This window comes from Caldimonas mangrovi, from assembly GCF_023721835.1.
Lineage (GTDB): Bacteria > Pseudomonadota > Gammaproteobacteria > Burkholderiales > Burkholderiaceae_C > Caldimonas > Caldimonas mangrovi.
The window spans coordinates 63,637-80,734 of record NZ_JAMKFE010000018.1 but is presented as its reverse complement, the minus strand read 5'-3'; the positions used below and the strand labels follow the sequence as shown (position 1 = coordinate 80,734).

Genomic DNA, 17,098 nt, shown 5'->3' with positions numbered 1-17,098 from the left:
CTCGGCGCTTGCTCGCCATCAGCGAGTTGCCGGGGCCGGCCGCTTCGAGCGTGTCGAAATCCGCCGTGCACGCTGCTGCGCGGCCGGGTGGCGCACCGGCACCTCCGGCCGCCACGCCATCACATGCTCGTACATGGCCTGCGCGGCCACCGACAGCCCCCGGTCGCGCCGGCGCACCAGGAAGATCTGCCGCCGCAAGCCCCGCCCGGGCAGCGGCCGCGTCACCAGCTCCGCATGCTCGAAGTGGAACAGCGTGAGCGCCGGCACCACGCTCACGCCCAGCCCGGCGCGCACCATGCCGGCCACGGTGCTCAGCTGGTCGAGTTCCATCATCGTATTCAGCTGCAACGGGTGCACCGCAGCCTCGACGTACTGGCGCACGCTGCTCGAGCGGGCCAGCTGGATCATCGGGTGGCCGGCCAGGTCGGCCAGCTTCACGGTGGCCTGCGTCGCCAGCGGGTGGTCGCGCCGGCACACCAGGTGAAAACCGTCGGTGCAGAACAGCTCGGTGCGCAGCTCGGGCGTGTCGGCGCGCGTGGCCGCCAGCGCCAGGTCGGCGCGGCCGCTGCGCACGCGCTCGATGCAGTCTTCCGACAGCACGTCGGCCACGTCGAACTGGATGCCGGGCCACTGCGCATGAAAGCGCGCCAGCACGTGCGGCAGCCACCCGGCGGCCAGCGCCGGCAGCACCGCGAGTGACACGCGGCCGCGTTGCCGCGCGGCCAGCTCCTGCACGTCGGCCAGCGCCTCGTCGGCTTCGCGCAGCACGCGCCGCGCGGCGGCTTCGAAGGCGCGGCCCTCGGCGGTGAGCTCGACACTGCGGGTGGTGCGGTCGAACAGCCTCGCGCCCAGCTCGTCTTCGAGCGAGCGAATCAGCGCGCTGAACGCGGGCTGCGACAAGTGCGTCAGCGCAGCCGCGCGCGTGAAGCTGCGCTGCTCGGCCAGGTGAAGAAAGGCGCGCAGCTGGCGGGTCGACAGATTCATCGGCATGGTGGATGAATCTATCCCAATTTCCTATTTCACAGATCAAAGCGGCGGGCCTAGAGTGGGTCACCAACAGCAAGCCGTGCGCAGGCGCGCCGGTCTTGCGACGAGGAGACCATGACCCCATCCCTGTTGCGCGTCGGCTCGGCCGCCGGCTTTTCGGGCGATCGCATCGACGCGGCCGGCCCGGTCGTGCAGGCCCTTGCGGCCTGCGGCGGCCCGGCCGTGCTGATCTTCGAGACGCTGGCCGAGCGCACGCTGGCGCTGGCGCAGCTGGCGCGGCGCGAGAACCCGAACGCGGGCTACGAGCCGCTGCTCGACCTGATGCTGCGGCCGGTGCTGGGCACCTGCCTGGAGGCCGGCATCCGCATCGTCAGCAACTTCGGTGCGGCGAACCCGCTGGGCGCGGCGCGGCGCATCCAGGCGCTGGCGCGTGACCTGGGGCTGCGCCCGCCGCGTGTCGCGGTGGTGCGCGGCGACGACCTCAGCGACGCGGCCCATCGCGCGATGCTGATGCAGGCGCTGGGCCCGGCAGCGCCGGCCGCGCCGCTGGTCAGTGCCAACGCCTACCTGGGCGCCGATGCGATCGCCGCCGCCTTGCGTGCCGGCGCCGAGATCGTGGTGGCCGGGCGTGTGGCCGACCCCTCGCTCACCGTGGGGCCGGCGCTGGCCCACTACGGCTGGGCCGCCGACGACTGGGACCGCATCGCCCGCGCCACGATGGCCGGCCACCTGCTCGAATGCGGCGCCCAGGTCACTGGCGGCTACTTTGCCGACCCGGGCTACAAGGACGTGCCCGACCTGGCGCACGTGGGCTACCCCATCGCCGAGATCGACGCCGACGGCCATTGCGTGATCACCAAGCCCGCCGGCACCGGCGGGCGCGTCGACGAGCGCACCGTGAAAGAGCAACTGCTCTACGAGGTGCACGACCCGGCCGCCTACCTGACGCCCGACGTGGTGGCCGACCTGACGCAGGCGCGGGTCGACGCCCTGGGGCCCGACCGGGTGCGGCTGTCGGGCGTGCGCGGGCATGCGCGCCCGGCCGAGTTGAAGGTCAACGCCTGCTTCGAGAACGGCTGGCTGGCCGAGGGCGAGATCTCCTATGCCGGCCCGCGTGCCGAAGCGCGCGCGCGGCTGGCGGCCGACATCCTGCGCCAGCGGCTCGCGGGCCTGGGCGGGCTGCGTTTCGACCTCATCGGCGTGGCGAGCGTGTTCGCCGACGACGACGGCCGCTGGTGGTCGTCGTCATCGCACGGTGACGCGCACGATGTGCGCCTGCGCGTGGCCCTCAACCATGCCGATCGCGGTGCCGCTGAAGCGCTGACGCGCGAGGTGACGGCGCTCTACACCTGCGGCCCGGCCGGCGGTGGCGGCGTGCGCACTTCGCTGCGCCCGCGCCTGGGCACGGCCTCCTGCCTGGTGCCGCGCGAGGCGGTGCCGGCCAGCTTTTTCATCGTCGACGAAGGGAGTGCGACATGAGCGTTTCGCTGCGTGTTCCGCTCTACCGGCTTGCCCACGGCCGCACCGGCGACAAGGGCGACCGCTCCAACATCAGCGTCATCGCCTGGCACCCCGCGTTGTGGCCGGTGCTGGTGGAGCAACTCACCGAAGCGGCAGTGGCCGAACGTTTCGCACACCGCCGGCCCAGCGCCGTGCGCCGCTACCTGCTGCCCGGGCTGCACGCGATGAACTTCGTGCTCGACCACGTGCTCGACGGCGGCGTCAACGACGCGCTCAACCTCGACACGCACGGCAAGTCGCTGGCCTTCTGGCTGCTGGACCTGCCCGTCGACGTGCCGGCCGAGCTGGCGCACTGCCTGGCCGGCCCGCCGGCACCGCAAGACTGATTCACCCACAGGAGACAAACCATGACCCTCTACACCTCCACCCGCCGCCGATGCCTCGCCGCCGCCGTGCTGTTCGCACTCGGCTTCACCGGGACCGCGGCGTCGGCGTTTCCCGACAAGCCGGTGACCTTCATCGTGCCCTTCGCGGCCGGCAGCGCCACCGATCAGTTGGCGCGCGCCTTGGGCGAGTCGCTCACCGCCGAGACCAGACAGCCGGTGGTGGTCGAGAACAAGGCCGGTGCCAGCGGCATGCTGGCCGCGCAGGCGGCCGCGCGTGCACTGGCGGACGGCTACACCGTGCTCATCACCACCAACACCACGCATGCGGCCAACGAGCACCTGTACAAGAAGATCGGCTACGACCCGGTGAAGGACTTCACCCCGGTCACCGGGCTGGGCAAGGGCGGCCAGGTGATGGTGGTCCACCCGGGCTCGGCGTTCAAGACGGTGCGCGACGTGATCGAGCATGCGCGCAAGAACCCCGGCAAGCTGTCGTTCGGCAGCGGCAGTTCGTCCAGCCGCACCGCCGGCGAGCTGTTCCAGCAGATGGCCAAGGTGCAGATCCTGCATGTGCCCTACAAGAGCAACCCGAACGCGATCACCGACCTGCTGGGCGGGCAGATCGACATGATGTTCGCCGACATGTCCACCGGGGTGCCGCAGATCAAGGGCGACAAGCTGCGTGCGCTGGGCGTCACCGCGTCGAAGCGCTCGCCGCTGCTGCCGCAGGTGCCCACCATCGCCGAGGCCGGCGTGCCCGGCTACGAGATGGGCTACTGGTTCGCCGCCTACGTGCCGGCCGGCACGCCGGCGCCGGTGGTGCAACGCCTGAACGAGTTGCTGACGCGCGGCACGGCGAGTGCGGCGGCCAAGGCCTTCTTCGAAGCGAGCGGCTCCGACCCCTTCACCACCACGCCCGACGGGCTGGCGCAGTTCCAGTCGGCCGAGACGCGCAAGTGGGGCGAGATCATCAAGGCCGCCGGCATCCAGCCCGAATGACGCGCTGACGCGAGCCGCCCGCGCGGCGCTCGCGGGCCCGGTTGTCCCTTCACCTTCCGAAAGGCGGTTCATCCGCCCTTGGGCAGCGCTTTGCCTGTGCGCAGGTGCAGCGCGCCCGCCTCAGGAGACAGACATGACACGAGGTTTTCTTCGAGCCTTGCCCTGGGCCTGCCTGGTGGCACTCGCCGCAGGGTGCGGCGGTGGCGGCAGCGACGGCGACGGTTCGCCGGGGCCGCGGCCCGAGCCACAGCTGCGCCTCGCCATCACCAGCACCGAGGACTACCCCGGCAGCTACGGTGACGCGGGCGAGTACGAGCGCGTGCGCGGCACCCTTCATGGCGAGGTCGACCCGCGCGACCCGCGCAACGCCATCATCCAGGACCTGGCGCTGGCGCCGGTGAACGCGCGCGGCATGGTCGAGTACACCGCCGACTTCATGATGCTCAAGCCGAAGGACATGAGCCGGGCCGGCGGCGTGCTGCGCTACGACGCGCCCAACCGCGGCAACGTCCTGACCGAGCCCAATCTGGCCGCAGCTCCCGGCGACGCGGTGTACTTCGAGCGCGGCTACGTGATGCTGTATTCGGCGTGGCAGGGCGACGTGCCCAAGAGCCACCCCAACCGCCTGACGGTGCAGGTGCCGGTGGCACGCCAACGCGACGGCTCGGCCATCACCGGCCCCTACCGCACCGAGCTGGTCCCCACCACCGCCACGTCCGTGATGAGCCTGCCCGGCGGCGTGTTCAACGGCTCGATGATTCCGTATGCGCCGGCCAGCCTGGACAACACGCAACCCGGCTATTCGCTCACCAAGCGCGTGAAGGAAACCGACCCGCGCATTCCCATTGCTGCCGCCGACTGGAAGTTCGCCGACTGCAACGCCACCGACCAGCCGTTTCCCGGCACGCCCGACGCCACGCGCGTGTGCCTGAAGGAAGGCTTCGACCCCGGCTACCTCTACGAGCTGGTCTACGTCGCGCGCGACCCGAAGGTGATGGGCGTGGGGCTGGCGGCGCTGCGCGACACGCTGGGCTTCTTCCGCAGCGCGACTGCCGATGCCGACGGCTCGCCCAACCCGCTGGCCGGCGCCATCACCCACACGCTGTGCCAGGGCACGTCGCAGTCGGGCAATGCGATGAAGACCTTCCTGCACCTGGGCTTCAACGAAGGGCGCAACGGGCAGCGCGTGTGCGACGGCCTGTACGCGCACGTCGCGGCACGGCAGACGAACATCAACACCCGCTTTGCCGTGCCCGGCGGCGGTGGCGGCCTGCGCACCGACCACACCGCGTTCGGGCAGACGGCGCCGCGCGGCCTGGCCGCCGACTACTTCGACGACGTGGCCGGCCGCAGCGGTGGCGTGATGCGCCGCTGCGAGGCCGGCAACACCTGCCCGAAGTTCTTCCTGGGCCTGTCGGGCACCGAGTTCTGGCAACTGCAGGGCTCGCCGGTACTGACCGATGCGTTGGGGTTCCGCGACCTGGAGCAGCCCGACAACGCGCGCATCTACTACTACGCCAGCACGCAGCACGGCGGGCCCGGCGGCACCGCGAGCATCGGCTGGTCGCCGGCCAGCACGGTTTACCCGCGCGGCACGGTGGTCGAGTTCAACGACACCTTCCGGGCGCTGTTCATCGCACTCGAAGACTGGGTCGTGCGCGACGTCGCGCCGCCGGACCACCAGGTGCCGCGCATCGCCGACGGCACGCTGGTGCGGCCGCACCAGCTGGTCTTCCCCACGATGCGCGGTGTCAGTTGGCCGGTGAACGGAACGCCGACCGCGATTCCCGAGTTCGAGTACCTGGCCCGCCACAACGGCTTCAAGCTGTTCGACTTCGGCCCCGACTACGTGGCCGAGGACGAATCCGGCATCGCCACCTTGCTGCCGCCGCACTACACCGGCCGCGACTACGCGATCCTGGTGCCGCAGGTGGACCCGGGCACCGGCCTCACACTGGCCGGCATCCGCAGCGTGGCGGCGCGCGTGCCCATCGGCACCAGCCTCGAATTCAACGATGTCGCCAACCCGGCGTTCGAGGACTTGGCCAACCTGGGCGGTGCCTACATCCCCTTCCACCGCACCGAGGCCGACCGACTGGCCGCCGGCGACACGCGGCCGTCGCTGGAAGCGCTCTACGGCGACCAGGCCGGCTACGTGGCGGCAGTCACTGCCGCCGCCGAAGCGCTGGTCGCCGAGCGCTTGCTGCTGCAGCGCGACGCGGACCGTGTCATCCAGCAGGCGATCGATCAGCCGGTGCTGCCATGATGTGATCGCTCGCCTCTGTGCTGGCGTACATCGTGCACGCTGCGGGCGTTGCAGGCCAACGGACGGCAACCCCCCTCGCGACCTGGTCTTTGTTGGCTCAATAAACTCTCAAGTCATATGGTTTGTGTTTCTTATTCCGGAGATGAATATATGAGCCGTGTCCTCAAAGCTTTGGCGGCCGCAGCCGGGCTATCGTTCGCGTTTCTGGCCGCATTGCCGGCGCATGCCGCCGACCTGCTCGACGAAGTGCAACAGCGCGGCGCCTTGCGCATCGCGCTCGAGGGCACCTACCCGCCCTTCAACTTCCGTGACGAGCAGGGCCAGCTGACCGGTTTCGACGTCGAGATCGCCGAGGCGATTGCCGGCAAGCTGAAGGTGAAGCCGCAGTTCACCACCACCGAGTGGAGCGGCATCCTCGCCGGGCTGCAGGCCGGCAAGTACGACGTGATCGTCAACCAGGTGGCCGCCACGCCGCAGCGCCAGCAGGTGTTCGCCTTCAGCGCCCCCTACGTGGTGTCGAGCCCGCAGCTGATCGTGCGCGCGAACGAGACGCGCCCGATCCGCACCGCCGCCGACCTCAAGGGGCTCACCATCGGTGTGGGGCAGGGCAGCAACTATGCCGAACAGGCCCGCGCCATCGCGGGGGCCACCGTGAACGTCTACCCCGGCGCGCCGGAGTACCTGCAGGACCTGGCGTCGGGCCGCATCGACGTGGCGCTCAACGACAGCCTGCTGATCCCCTACCTGGCGCAGAAGACGCGGCTGCCGGTGAAGGCCGGGGCGCCGCTGGGTACGGTGGAATCCAACGCGATTCCTTTCCGCAAGGGCAGCCCGAAGTTCAAGCAGGCCATCGACCGCGCCCTGGAAGACCTGAAGGCAGACGGTACATTCGCGAAGATCTCGAACAAGTGGTTCGGGCGTGACGTGAGCAAGCCGCCCGTGGCTCAGTAAGCTCGTCGCTCGACGCCTGGCCCACCGCCCCTGCCTGCGCAGGGGGCGTTTCTTTTGATGGGAGCGCTGTATGGATCTGGTCGCGCTGTTCGAACTCGCGGCGCCGGTGATGCTGCGAGCCACCGGCTACACCTTGCTGTTCGCCGTCTCGGCGATGGTGCTGGGGCTGGCACTCGGCGCCTTGGTCGCCTTGCTGCGCGTGCTGCAGGTGCCGGTGCTGGCACAGGTGGCCGCGGTGTATGTCAGCGCGATGCGCGGCACGCCGCTGCTGGTGCAGGTGTTCCTCGTGTACTACGGGCTGCCCAGCGTGGGCATCGAGTTCTCGCCGATCACCGCGGGGGTGCTCGCGTTGACCCTCAACGTCGCGGCCTACTTGTCCGAGAGCCTGCGCGGCGCGGTGCTGGGCATTTCGCAGGGGCAGTGGATGGCCGGCACCAGCCTCGGCCTGACGCGCACGCAGACGCTGCGCTACGTGGTCACGCCGCAGGCGCTGCGCATGGCGGTGCCGAGCCTGAGCAACAGCCTCATCAGCCTGATCAAGGACACCTCGCTGGTCTCGGTGATCGCCGTGACCGAGCTGATGCTGGCGACCAAGGAATTGATCTCCACCACGTTTCAGCCGTTTCCGCTGTACCTGGCGGCGGCCGGCGTCTACTGGGCGCTGAGCCTGCTGTTCGAGCGGGTGCAGCGCCTGATGGAGCGGCGGCTGGCCTTTCCTCACTGAACGCGCGGCATGCGGCTTGCCTCCTGCGCTACCGAAAGGAGCTTGCCATGCCGGACCCGCGATCCCCGTCGACTTCGTGGCGCACGCGTCTCGTGCAGCCCGAGGTGCACGCGCCGGCCGGCTTTCGCTCGCTGGCCATGCCGGTCTATCGCGGATCGACGACGCTGTTCGACAGCGCCGCCGACACCGAAGACACCTGGCGCACCGCGCAGCGGCCCTACCGCTACGGCCTGTACGGCACGCCCACCGCGATGGAGCTTGCGGCCCGCATGCGCGAACTCGAAGGGGCGGCGCACACCTTCCTGACCCCGGGCGGGCAGGCGGCGCTGGCCTTGGTCGACCTGGCGCTGCTGGGTGCGGGCGACCATGTGCTGCTGCCCGAGAACGTCTATGCGCCCGGCCTGGATGTGGCACGGCGCACGCTGCAGCGGCTGGGCATCGAGGCCGAGGTGTACGACCCGCTGGCCGGGGCGGAGGTGGCGCGTCAGTTCAAGCCGAACACCCGCCTGGTGTGGTGCGAGAGTCCCGGCTCGATCACGATGGAAGTGCAGGACGTCCGGGCGATCGCGCAGGCAGCGCATGCGCACGGCGCGCTGGTCGCCGTCGACAACACCTATGCCGCGGGCGTGCTGTTCGACGCGTTCGCGCACGGCGCCGACGTGGCCTGCCAGGCGCTGACGAAATACGTCGGCGGCCACAGCGACCTGCTGCTCGGCTCGGTGAGCCTGCGCGACGACTCGCTGTATGAACGCATCGGCGACACGCACCAGCTGCTGGGCATGGGCGTCTCGCCCGACGATTGCTCGCTGGCGCTCCGAGGGCTGCAGACCTTGCCGTTGCGTCTGGACGCCCTGGGGCGCAGCACGCTCGCGGTGGCGCGCTGGCTGGCGCAGCGTCCCGAGGTGAAGCAGGTGCTGCACCCTGCATTGCCGTCCTGTCCCGGGCACGAGCACTGGCTGCGTGACTTCACCGGCTCGGCCAGCGTGTTTTCCATCGTGCTGCCACCGCACCACGGGCGCGAGCAGATCGTCCGCTTCATCGACGCGCTGCAGCTCTTTCACATCGGCTACAGCTGGGGCGGGGTCACCAGCCTCGCCATGCCTTGCTTCGAGCTGCCGCGCCGCTTCCGTCCCCTTGAAGGGACGGTGGTGCGGCTGAACATCGGGCTCGAGGCGGTCGACGATCTGCTGGCCGACCTGGAGCAAGGGCTGCGCGAGTTGCAGCGGTAGGACGTGCCGGCCGGCGCGCGGTCAGTCCTGTGCAACGCGCACGACCAGCTTGCCGAAGTTGCGCCCCTGCAGCAGGCCGATGAAGGCCTCGGGCGCCTGTTCCAGCCCGTCGACGCGGTCTTCTCGCAGCTTCACGCGGCCGGCCGCGACCCACTCGCCCATCTCGCGACGGAACGCCTCGAAGCGCTCGCCGTAGTGGTCGAGGATGATGAAACCCTGCATGCGGATGCGCTTTTGCAGCAGCGTGGCGACCAGCTGCGGCAGGCGGTCGGGGCCGGCCGGTGCGGCGGCCTCGTTGTAGTGGGCGATGAAGCCGCACACCGGCACGCGCGCCCCGACGTTGAGCCGCGGCAGCACGGCATCGAACACCGCGCCGCCGACGTTCTCGAAGTACACGTCGATGCCGGCCGGGCAGGCGGCCGCCAGCTGCTGCGCGAACTGCGGGTCACGGCGGTCGATGCAGGCGTCGAAGCCGAGCTCTTCGACGGCATAGCGGCGCTTGTCGGCGCCGCCCACGATGCCGACCACGCGAGCGCCCTTGAGCTTGGCGATCTGCCCGACCACGGCGCCGACCGCCCCGGTTGCGGCCGCCACCACGACGGTTTCGCCGGGGCGGGGCTGGCCGATGTCGAGCAAGCCCACGTGGGCCGTGAAGCCCGGCATGCCGAGGCCGCCGAGTGCGAGCGACGGTTGCGCCATGTCGCCGAGCGGCAGCAGGTCGGCGCCGTCCGACAGCGCGTAGTCCTGCCAGCCGGCGTTCGCCAGCACCAGTTCACCGGCCGCGAACTTCGGGTGGCGGGACGCGACCACGCGGCTGACGGTGCCGCCCACCATCGGCGCGCCGAGCGGCACCGGGTCTGCATAGCCGGGGCCGACCTCTGCCATCAGGTTGCGCATGTAGGGGTCGAGCGAGAGGTAGAGCGTGCGCAGCAGCACCTGTCCGTCGGCAGGCGTCGGTACCGGGGTGGTTTCGAGGCGGAAGTCCTGGGGCGCCGGCAGGCCCCGCGGGTGGGCGGCCAGCGTGTAGCGGCGGTTGACGGTGTCGTGGTCGGCAGGCATGAGGGTTCCGAACAGTCAGGGTGAATGGGAAGCGCAAGGAGGCCGCGGTGTCAGGCGCGCGCGGGCCGCGGCCCATAGCGCAGCGTGAGCACCGTGCCCAGCGCGAGTGCTGCGACGGCGAAGGCCGGGCCGCCGAGCGCGCCGATGTGGTCGACCAGCAGGCCGCCGCCGATGGCGCCGCTGGCGATGGCGATCTGGAACGCCGCCACCAGCAGGCCGCCGGCGCCTTCGGCCTGGTCGGGCGCGGCGCGCACGATCCAGGTCTGGAAGCCGACCGGGAAGGCGCCGAACGCGAAGCCCCACAGCGAGACGGCGACGGCGGTGACGACGGTCGAGCTGCCGGCGACCAGCAGGCTGGCGGCGAGGGCAGCGATCAGCGCACCGCCGAACACGATGGCGCGGCGCTCGCTGCGCTCGGCGATCCAGCCGCCCGCGAAATTGCCGAAAAAGCCGCCGATGCCGTAGCCGAGCAGCACGGCCGAGATGGCGCTGACCGACAAATGCGTCACGTCCTCCATCAACGGGCGGATGTAGGTGAAGCCGGCGAAGTGGCCCGAGATGACCAGCAACACCGCGAGCAGTGCCATGCGCACGCCGGGGCGGGCCAGCAGCTCGCCCAGCACGCGCAGGTTCGGGTTGTCACGCGGCGGCAGGGCCGGCAGCGTGAAGAATTGCGCGACGAGCGTGATCATGCTGACGGCGCCGGCGGCGACGAAAGCGCTGCGCCAGCCCCACAGGTCGCCCATCCAGGCGCCGATGGGGGCGGCGCAGACCGTGGCGACGGACACGCCCGTCAGCACGATGGACATGGCACGTGCGAACAGGTTCTCGGGCACCAGGCGCATCGCGAGTGCGCCGGCCATCGACCAGAAGCCCCCCAGCGCGATGCCCAGCATCACACGGGCGACGAGCAGCACCGGCAGGCTGCTGGCGGTGACGGATAGCGCGTTGGACAGCACCAGCAGCACGGTGAGCGCCAGCAGCACCAGCCTGCGGTCGTAGCTGCGGGTGAGCAGCGGGATCGACGGCGCGGCCACCGCACCGACCAGCGCCGTGGCCGTGACGGCCTGGCCGGCAGCGCCGGCGGACACGCCCAGGTCGGCGGCCATGGCGGTGAGCAGGCTCGCCGGCAGGAACTCGGCGGTCACCAGCGCGAACACGCCCAGCGCGAGCGAGGCGACGGCAGGCCAGTGCGCCGGCGTCGCGGCGGGGACCGGGGCGCCCAAGGCCGTGCGGGCGTCGAGGCATTCGGAGCAGGAAGCGGAAGACATGAGACAGGCGGGTTGTTGTGGTCTGGGCCGCCAGCTTAGGGATAAGATGTCGGCGTTTCCATGCCGGAAAATCCGAAATGCTTGATCGTTTCTCCGGACCTGTGTTGCGCCCCCGGGGGGGCCCACCGGGCGTGCCCGACACGCTCACCGAAATCCTGCTGGGGCTGCGCCTCGACGGTGTCGAATACGGCCGCTGCCTGTTGCGCCGGCCTTGGGCGGTCGCCTTCCCGGCGCAACGCGCGGCGCGCTTCCATTTCGTCGCCAGTGGCGGCAGCTGGCTGCGCACTGCCTCGACCGAGTGGGTGCGCCTGAATCCCGGCGACGCCGTGCTGCTGCCGCGCGGCAGCTTCCACGTCATCGCCAGTTCGCCCGACGCACCGGCGGTCGACATCGACTCGCTGGCGCGCGTGGCGGTGTCCGAGAACATCTACCTCGTGCGCGGAGACACCGAGCCCGCGGTCGAAGCCGCAGGCGCCACCCCGCCCGACGTGATGTTCTGCGGCGCGATGCGCTTCAACCTCGACCCGCTGCACCCGCTCATGACGATGATGCCGGACGTCATGCGCGCCGGCGACCTGGCTCAGCGCGACCCCACCGTGCCGGCCTTGCTGGAGGCGATGGAGCGCGAGGTCGAGCTCGACCGCATCGGCGCCTGCGGCATCCTGGCGCGGTTGGCCGACGTGCTGGCAGCCACCATCATCCGCGCGTGGGTGGAGTGCGCCTGCAGCGACGCGACGGGCTGGATCGCCGCGGTGCGCTGCCCCAAGGTCGGCAAGGTGCTGGCCGCCATTCATGCCGAGCCCGAACGCGACTGGAGCGTGCCGGTGCTGGCCGAGCTGATGGGTGCCTCGCGCTCCAGCTTTGCCGAGGCCTTCACGCGCACCGTCGGCGAAAGTCCGGCGAAATACGTTGCCAAGGTGAAGATGTTCCAGGCGCGTCGCTGGATCGCCCAGGACGGCATGCGCATCGCGGTGGCCGCCCACCGGCTGGGCTACGACTCGGAAGCCTCGTTCAGCCGGGCGTTCAAACGCGTCATCGGCCACCCGCCCAGCGTGGCACGCGGCGAACGCCTGCAGGCTCGCGCCGCTGCACCGTCCGCGCCTCGCGCACTGGCGGTTGTTGAATAAGAATAAGTCGCATTACAATTTGAGCCAGCACCTCCGCGGCAACCGTCTCTGACCGAGGCGGTGCCCGGGTCCCACGAAGCCAGCCGTCGCCACGCTTCAGGCACCGATTGCTGCGCGCCGCCTTGCCATCGCAACGGACGACGACGCATGCCGTGCCAGCGTGACATCCCGCCGCGGCGCACCGACTTCGAACCAGCAGTAAGAGGGACCCCCGACCATGACCGCCCCGACCACCCGCCTGCACGCCCTCGTGCGGGCCGCCGTGCTTGCCAGCGCGCCTGCCGCGACCCTGGCGCAAACCGTTGCGCCGCCTGCCGCGGCCGCTTCGGAGCCTGCTGCCACGCTGCCGACCATCAGCGTGCGCGCCAGCGCCGACACCGAAACCGCCGCCTCGCCGGTGCCCGGCTATGTGGCGCGGCGGACCGCCACCGCGACCAAGACCGACACGCCGCTGAACGAGGTGCCGCAGTCGATCTCCGTCATCACGGCCGACCAGGTGCGCGACCAGGGCTCGCCCAACATCCAGGAAGCGCTGCGCTACACCGCGGGCGTGCGTGTCGAGACCTATGGCGTCGACAACCGCAGCGACTACTTCGCGCTGCGCGGCAGCAGCGTCGGCTCGACGCTGATCGACGGTTTGCGCCGGCCGCTGACGGGCTACTGGGGCCTGGTGCGCAACGAACCCTATGCCTTCGAACGCATCGAGGTGCTGCGCGGCCCGGCCTCCGTCATCGCCGGGCAGAACGGCCCCGGCGGTGTGGTCAACCTGGTGTCCAAGCGGCCCCAGCCCGAGCGCGCCGGCGAGATCGGCCTGCAGGTCGGCAACCACGATCACAAGCAGGTGCAGGGCGACTTCACCGGCCCGCTGAACGCCGACGGCACGCTGCTGTACCGCGTGGTGGCGCTGGCCAAGCGCAGCAACACGCAGGTGGACCATGCGTTCGACGACCGCGACTTGCTTGCGCCCTCGCTCACCTGGCGTCCCGACAGCTCGACATCGCTGACCTTGTTCGCCGAATACCAGCGCGACGAGAGCGGCAACGTCAACGGCTTCTTCCCGGTCGTCGGCACGCTGCGGCCGGGGCCCAACGGCAAGATCCCGATGGACACCTTCATCGGCGAGCCCGACTGGGACACCTATGGCGGCACGCGCTGGCGCCTGGGCTGGCAGTTCGAGCGCCGCCTGACCGACACCTGGACGCTGCGCCACAGCCTGCGCCAGGACCGCACCGACGGCAAGATGCGCACGATGTACGCCGACTGGGAAGACGGCTTCGTCGACTCGACCGGCGCGCCCGACCCGAACGGCACCTACCTGAACCGCTACTTCTACGCCGCTGACGACGAGGACCGCGTCACCAATGCGGACCTGCTGTTCGAGGGCAAGCTGCGCGCAGGCACCGTGGCGCACACGCTGCTGGTGGGCCTGGACGGCTTCCACTCCAAGGCCAGCCAGCGCTACTACGGCGACTTCGAAGCCCCGCCGCTCGACGTCTACGACCCCGACTATGACAACTACCCGATGCCGGCCCTGCCGGACATGGACGCCACCGTTACGAAGGCACGGCGCCTGGGCGTGCTGGTGCAGGACCAGATCAAGATCGGCGACCGCTGGGTGATCGTGGCCGGGCTGCGGCACGACAAGGTCCGCACCGAGGAGGGCGAAAGCAAGCCGCGAACGGACGAAGCCACCAGCAAGAACCTCGGCGGCGTCTGGCTGGGCGACGGCGGGTGGTCTCCCTATGTCAACTACTCAGAGTCCTTCGAGCCCGTGACGGGCCGCGGCGGCCCGTTCAAACCACAGCGCGGCAAGCAGGTGGAGCTGGGCGTGAAATGGCAACCCGAGTGGTCGCGCGTTGCGGCGTCCGCGGCGGTCTACAAGCTGAAGGAGACCAACCGACTGGCGCGGGACCCCGATGACGTCAACTCCTCGGTGCAGCGCGGCGAGATCACGGTCAAGGGCCTCGAGCTCGAAGTGTCGGGCCGGCTGCCGGCCTGGGACCTGGTGGCGCAGTACAGCTACACCGACGCCCAGATCACCGAGACCTCGGCGGCCGACACGCGCTATCTCGGCAAGCAGCTCGAGGCCATCCCCAAGCACAGCGCCAGCGTCTGGGCGGTGCACAGTTTTGCCGCGCTGCCGGGCTTGCGCGCCGGGGCCGGCGTGCGCCACGTCGGCAGGTCGTCCGACGGGGTCGACGCGGTGGACGTGCCGGCGGTCGAGCTGTTCGACGCGATGCTGTCCTACGACACCGCCGACTGGCGCTTCGCCCTCAACATCAACAACCTGACCGACAAGAAGTACGTGGCGTCCTGCCTGGAGCGCGGCGACTGCTGGTTCGGCAGCCGCCGTCGCATGGTGGCGTCGGTGAGCTACCGCTGGTGACCCTGTCCGGCCCGCCGCCGCGGGCCGGGCGTGGCGTCAAGGCGGTATGAGACAGTACCGGGCATGCGACCCGACAGCCGTCTTTCCCGGATGCTGCACGTCCTGCTGCACATGAGCCGGCGGGACGAGCCCTTCACCTCCGAGCAGATCGCCGCGATGCTGGGCACCAATGCGGCTGTCGTGCGCCGCACGATGGCAGGCCTGCGGCGCGCCGGGTATGTCCGTTCCGAGAAGGGGCACGGCGGCGGCTGGACGCTGGCCTGCGACCTGGAGCAGGTCACCCTGCTGGACATCCACCACGCCATCGGCGGCCCGAAGATCTTCGCGATCGGCAACGACAACGACAACCCCGCGTGCGCGGTGGAGCGCGTGGTCAACGCCGCGTTGAAAGACGCGCTGCAGACCGCCGAAGCCCTGCTGATCGAACGCCTCGGTGCTGTGTCGCTGGCGACGCTGGCGCGCGGCTTCGACGTGCATTGCACGCACGAGGCCTCGGGGCCGAAGTAGGGCCCGTGCCCGTACGCCCTCCCAAATCCCCGACGCGATACCGCCCTCGCTTTTCATGTAGCATTTGATGATACGTGATCAACAGCGAGGTGATTCATGACATACGACGCCATCGTCGTCGGCGGCAGCTATGCGGGCCTGTCGGCCGCCCTGCAACTGGCCCGCGCCCGGCGCCGGGTGCTGGTGGTCGACGCCGGCGTGCGCCGCAACCGGTTTGCGTCTGCCACGCACGGCTTCCTGACACAGGACGGCAGCGACCCCGGCGCGGTCACCGCGGAAGGACGCGCGCAGCTGATGGAGTACGACACCGTCGACTGGCTGAGTGGCACGGCGGAAAGTGCCGCGAAGGCAGGCGGCGGGTTCGTCGTTTCGGTGCAGGGCCGCGAGCCGCTGCTCGGGCGGTGCCTGGTGCTCGCCACCGGGGTGCGGGACCAGCTGCCCGACGTACCGGGGCTGGCCGAGCGCTGGGGCCGGCGAGTGTTCCACTGCCCCTACTGCCACGGCTACGAGTTGCAGCAGGGCCGCATCGGTGTGCTGGCGACATCGCCGATGTCGGTGCACCAGGCGTTGATGCTGCCCGACTGGGGGCCGACGACGTTCCTGCTCAACGGCGTGCTGGAACCCGATCGCGAGCAGGCCGAAGCGCTGAAGGCGCGCGGCGTGACCATCGAGCCTGGCCGGATCGATCGCCTGGAAGGGGAGGGCCTCGACGTGGTGATGCACGACGGCCGGATCCTCCCGTTTCAAGGTCTGTTCGTGGCGGCGCGCTCCGTGCTCGCCAGCCCGCTGTCAGGGCAGCTCGGTTGCGCAGTCGAGGAAGGGCCGCTCGGCACCTGCATCAAGACCGACCCGATCAAGGCCACGACGGTGGCCGGCGTGTTCGCCTGCGGCGATGCAGCGCGCATGGCAGGAAACGTCGCCCTGGCCGTCGGCGATGGCGCCATTGCCGGGGCCGCGGCGCACCGGTTCCTGATGGGGATGGCCTTCTGATGCAGGCATGCGGCCGCATGCATCTTCCGTGCGACAGCAACGGTGATCCGGCGGCCCCAGGCGCGCCAGCCCTGATAGCCTTGCGGCATGCAAGGAGACGATACGATTGAGGACCAGGAGCCGCGCGAGAACCGACCTCAGGGCCGCCTGCTTTCGCAACTGCTCCAGGATGTGGCGGGCGACCCGGCGAGGGAGCACATCTCGGTCGCGGACCTGCTGCATGCGCTGCGCGATCGCGCGCTGGCGGCCCTGATCTTCATCTTCGCGTTCCCGAACGCGATTCCGATGCCGCCGGGCACCTCGGCCATCGTCGGTGCTCCCTTGCTGTTCCTGACGGTGCAGCTGGCATTCGGCCTGCCGCCCTGGCTGCCGCAATTCATCGCCCGCCGTTCGATCGCCCGGCGCGACTTCGAGCGGATGGTGCGCCACGTCGTGCCGTGGCTGCAACGCGCCGAGCGCTTGCTGCGCCCCCGGCTCAGCGCGCTTGCGCGCCCGCCGTTCGAACATCTGGTCGGTCTGGTGTGCCTGCTGCTGGCGGTCATCCTGGTGCTGCCGATTCCCCTGGGCAACATGCTGCCGGCGCTGGCCATCGCGGTGATGTCGCTCGGCATCCTCGAGCGCGACGGCGTCTGGGTCGCGGGCGGCTGCGTCATCGCAGCGGCCGGCGTGGCGTTGGTCTGGGGGGTGCTGGCGGCGCTCGTCAAAAGCGCGCTGTACCTGTTTGCCGCGGTGCTGAGCTGAGCGAAAGCCGTGCC

The 17,098-nt window shown here is 70.4% G+C and carries 15 protein-coding genes; 12 read left to right on the top strand and 3 right to left on the bottom strand.

Translation table 11 applies throughout. The annotated features are described in order from the left end of the window. Positions 1–18: 18 nt before the first annotated feature. Positions 19–984 (bottom strand): LysR family transcriptional regulator, encoded by a 966-nt coding sequence (locus tag M8A51_RS22840; protein WP_251780878.1) that lies wholly within the window; start codon positions 982–984, stop codon positions 19–21. A gap of 117 nt (positions 985–1,101) precedes the next feature. Between M8A51_RS22840 and M8A51_RS22835 the strand changes: the two genes are divergently transcribed. The 7 genes from M8A51_RS22835 (at position 1,102) to M8A51_RS22805 (ending at position 9,003) form a co-directional block, all read left to right on the top strand. Next, on the top strand, positions 1,102–2,466 hold the full coding sequence (locus M8A51_RS22835; RefSeq protein WP_251780852.1) for an acyclic terpene utilization AtuA family protein: 1,365 nt from the start codon (positions 1,102–1,104) through the stop codon (positions 2,464–2,466). Beyond that, positions 2,463–2,834 (top strand): AtuA-related protein, encoded by a 372-nt coding sequence (locus M8A51_RS22830; RefSeq protein ID WP_251780851.1) that lies wholly within the window; start codon positions 2,463–2,465, stop codon positions 2,832–2,834. Before M8A51_RS22835 ends, M8A51_RS22830 begins: the two co-directional genes overlap by 4 nt. 21 nt (positions 2,835–2,855) lie before the next feature. After that, positions 2,856–3,833, top strand: a complete 978-nt coding sequence (locus M8A51_RS22825; RefSeq protein WP_251780850.1) for a Bug family tripartite tricarboxylate transporter substrate binding protein — start codon at positions 2,856–2,858, stop codon at positions 3,831–3,833. Between the two features lie 133 nt (positions 3,834–3,966). Then, complete coding sequence (locus tag M8A51_RS22820; protein ID WP_251780849.1) at positions 3,967–6,099, top strand: alpha/beta hydrolase domain-containing protein; 2,133 nt, start codon at positions 3,967–3,969, stop codon at positions 6,097–6,099. 150 nt (positions 6,100–6,249) lie between these two features. Continuing rightward, complete coding sequence (locus M8A51_RS22815; protein ID WP_251780848.1) at positions 6,250–7,050, top strand: transporter substrate-binding domain-containing protein; 801 nt, start codon at positions 6,250–6,252, stop codon at positions 7,048–7,050. A gap of 70 nt (positions 7,051–7,120) precedes the next feature. After that, positions 7,121–7,774: an amino acid ABC transporter permease gene (locus M8A51_RS22810; protein WP_251780847.1), complete on the top strand. Its 654-nt coding sequence runs from the start codon at positions 7,121–7,123 to the stop codon at positions 7,772–7,774. Positions 7,775–7,821: 47 nt separating this feature from the next. Then, entirely contained in the window at positions 7,822–9,003 is a 1,182-nt protein-coding gene (locus M8A51_RS22805; RefSeq protein ID WP_251780846.1) for a cystathionine beta-lyase, read from the top strand. Between the two features lie 21 nt (positions 9,004–9,024). Here M8A51_RS22805 and M8A51_RS22800 read toward each other — a convergent pair whose 3' ends face one another. Then, a complete protein-coding gene (locus M8A51_RS22800) occupies positions 9,025–10,062 on the bottom strand; it encodes an NADP-dependent oxidoreductase (RefSeq protein ID WP_251780845.1) in 1,038 nt (345 codons plus the stop codon). A gap of 50 nt (positions 10,063–10,112) precedes the next feature. Next, positions 10,113–11,333, bottom strand: coding sequence for an MFS transporter (locus M8A51_RS22795; protein WP_251780844.1), 1,221 nt, complete (start codon positions 11,331–11,333; stop codon positions 10,113–10,115). A gap of 77 nt (positions 11,334–11,410) precedes the next feature. Here M8A51_RS22795 and M8A51_RS22790 point away from each other — a divergent pair, with 77 nt between their 5' ends. From M8A51_RS22790 to M8A51_RS22770, 5 genes are all read left to right on the top strand, one after another. Next, on the top strand, positions 11,411–12,460 hold the full coding sequence (locus M8A51_RS22790) for an AraC family transcriptional regulator (protein WP_251780843.1): 1,050 nt from the start codon (positions 11,411–11,413) through the stop codon (positions 12,458–12,460). 217 nt (positions 12,461–12,677) lie between these two features. Beyond that, a complete protein-coding gene (locus M8A51_RS22785; RefSeq protein WP_251780842.1) occupies positions 12,678–14,846 on the top strand; it encodes a TonB-dependent siderophore receptor in 2,169 nt (722 codons plus the stop codon). Between the two features lie 63 nt (positions 14,847–14,909). Then, positions 14,910–15,353: an Rrf2 family transcriptional regulator gene (locus M8A51_RS22780; RefSeq protein WP_251780841.1), complete on the top strand. Its 444-nt coding sequence runs from the start codon at positions 14,910–14,912 to the stop codon at positions 15,351–15,353. Positions 15,354–15,449: 96 nt separating this feature from the next. Further along, complete coding sequence (locus M8A51_RS22775) at positions 15,450–16,343, top strand: NAD(P)/FAD-dependent oxidoreductase (protein ID WP_251780840.1); 894 nt, start codon at positions 15,450–15,452, stop codon at positions 16,341–16,343. Between the two features lie 87 nt (positions 16,344–16,430). Continuing rightward, positions 16,431–17,084: an exopolysaccharide biosynthesis protein gene (locus tag M8A51_RS22770; RefSeq protein WP_251780839.1), complete on the top strand. Its 654-nt coding sequence runs from the start codon at positions 16,431–16,433 to the stop codon at positions 17,082–17,084. Positions 17,085–17,098 lie beyond the last annotated feature (14 nt).

Excerpts from the sequence above, each read along its gene's own strand:
- M8A51_RS22840 (WP_251780878.1), bottom strand. The coding sequence starts at position 984 with ATGAATCTGTCGACCCGCCAGCTGCGCGCCTTTCTTCACCTGGCCGAG.
- M8A51_RS22835 (WP_251780852.1), top strand. The coding sequence starts at position 1,102 with ATGACCCCATCCCTGTTGCGCGTCGGCTCGGCCGCCGGCTTTTCGGGC.
- M8A51_RS22830 (WP_251780851.1), top strand. The coding sequence starts at position 2,463 with ATGAGCGTTTCGCTGCGTGTTCCGCTCTACCGGCTTGCCCACGGCCGC.
- M8A51_RS22825 (WP_251780850.1), top strand. The coding sequence starts at position 2,856 with ATGACCCTCTACACCTCCACCCGCCGCCGATGCCTCGCCGCCGCCGTG.
- M8A51_RS22820 (WP_251780849.1), top strand. The coding sequence starts at position 3,967 with ATGACACGAGGTTTTCTTCGAGCCTTGCCCTGGGCCTGCCTGGTGGCA.
- M8A51_RS22815 (WP_251780848.1), top strand. The coding sequence starts at position 6,250 with ATGAGCCGTGTCCTCAAAGCTTTGGCGGCCGCAGCCGGGCTATCGTTC.
- M8A51_RS22810 (WP_251780847.1), top strand. The coding sequence starts at position 7,121 with ATGGATCTGGTCGCGCTGTTCGAACTCGCGGCGCCGGTGATGCTGCGA.
- M8A51_RS22805 (WP_251780846.1), top strand. The coding sequence starts at position 7,822 with ATGCCGGACCCGCGATCCCCGTCGACTTCGTGGCGCACGCGTCTCGTG.
- M8A51_RS22800 (WP_251780845.1), bottom strand. The coding sequence starts at position 10,062 with ATGCCTGCCGACCACGACACCGTCAACCGCCGCTACACGCTGGCCGCC.
- M8A51_RS22795 (WP_251780844.1), bottom strand. The coding sequence starts at position 11,333 with ATGTCTTCCGCTTCCTGCTCCGAATGCCTCGACGCCCGCACGGCCTTG.
- M8A51_RS22790 (WP_251780843.1), top strand. The coding sequence starts at position 11,411 with ATGCTTGATCGTTTCTCCGGACCTGTGTTGCGCCCCCGGGGGGGCCCA.
- M8A51_RS22785 (WP_251780842.1), top strand. The coding sequence starts at position 12,678 with ATGACCGCCCCGACCACCCGCCTGCACGCCCTCGTGCGGGCCGCCGTG.
- M8A51_RS22780 (WP_251780841.1), top strand. The coding sequence starts at position 14,910 with ATGCGACCCGACAGCCGTCTTTCCCGGATGCTGCACGTCCTGCTGCAC.
- M8A51_RS22775 (WP_251780840.1), top strand. The coding sequence starts at position 15,450 with ATGACATACGACGCCATCGTCGTCGGCGGCAGCTATGCGGGCCTGTCG.
- M8A51_RS22770 (WP_251780839.1), top strand. The coding sequence starts at position 16,431 with ATGCAAGGAGACGATACGATTGAGGACCAGGAGCCGCGCGAGAACCGA.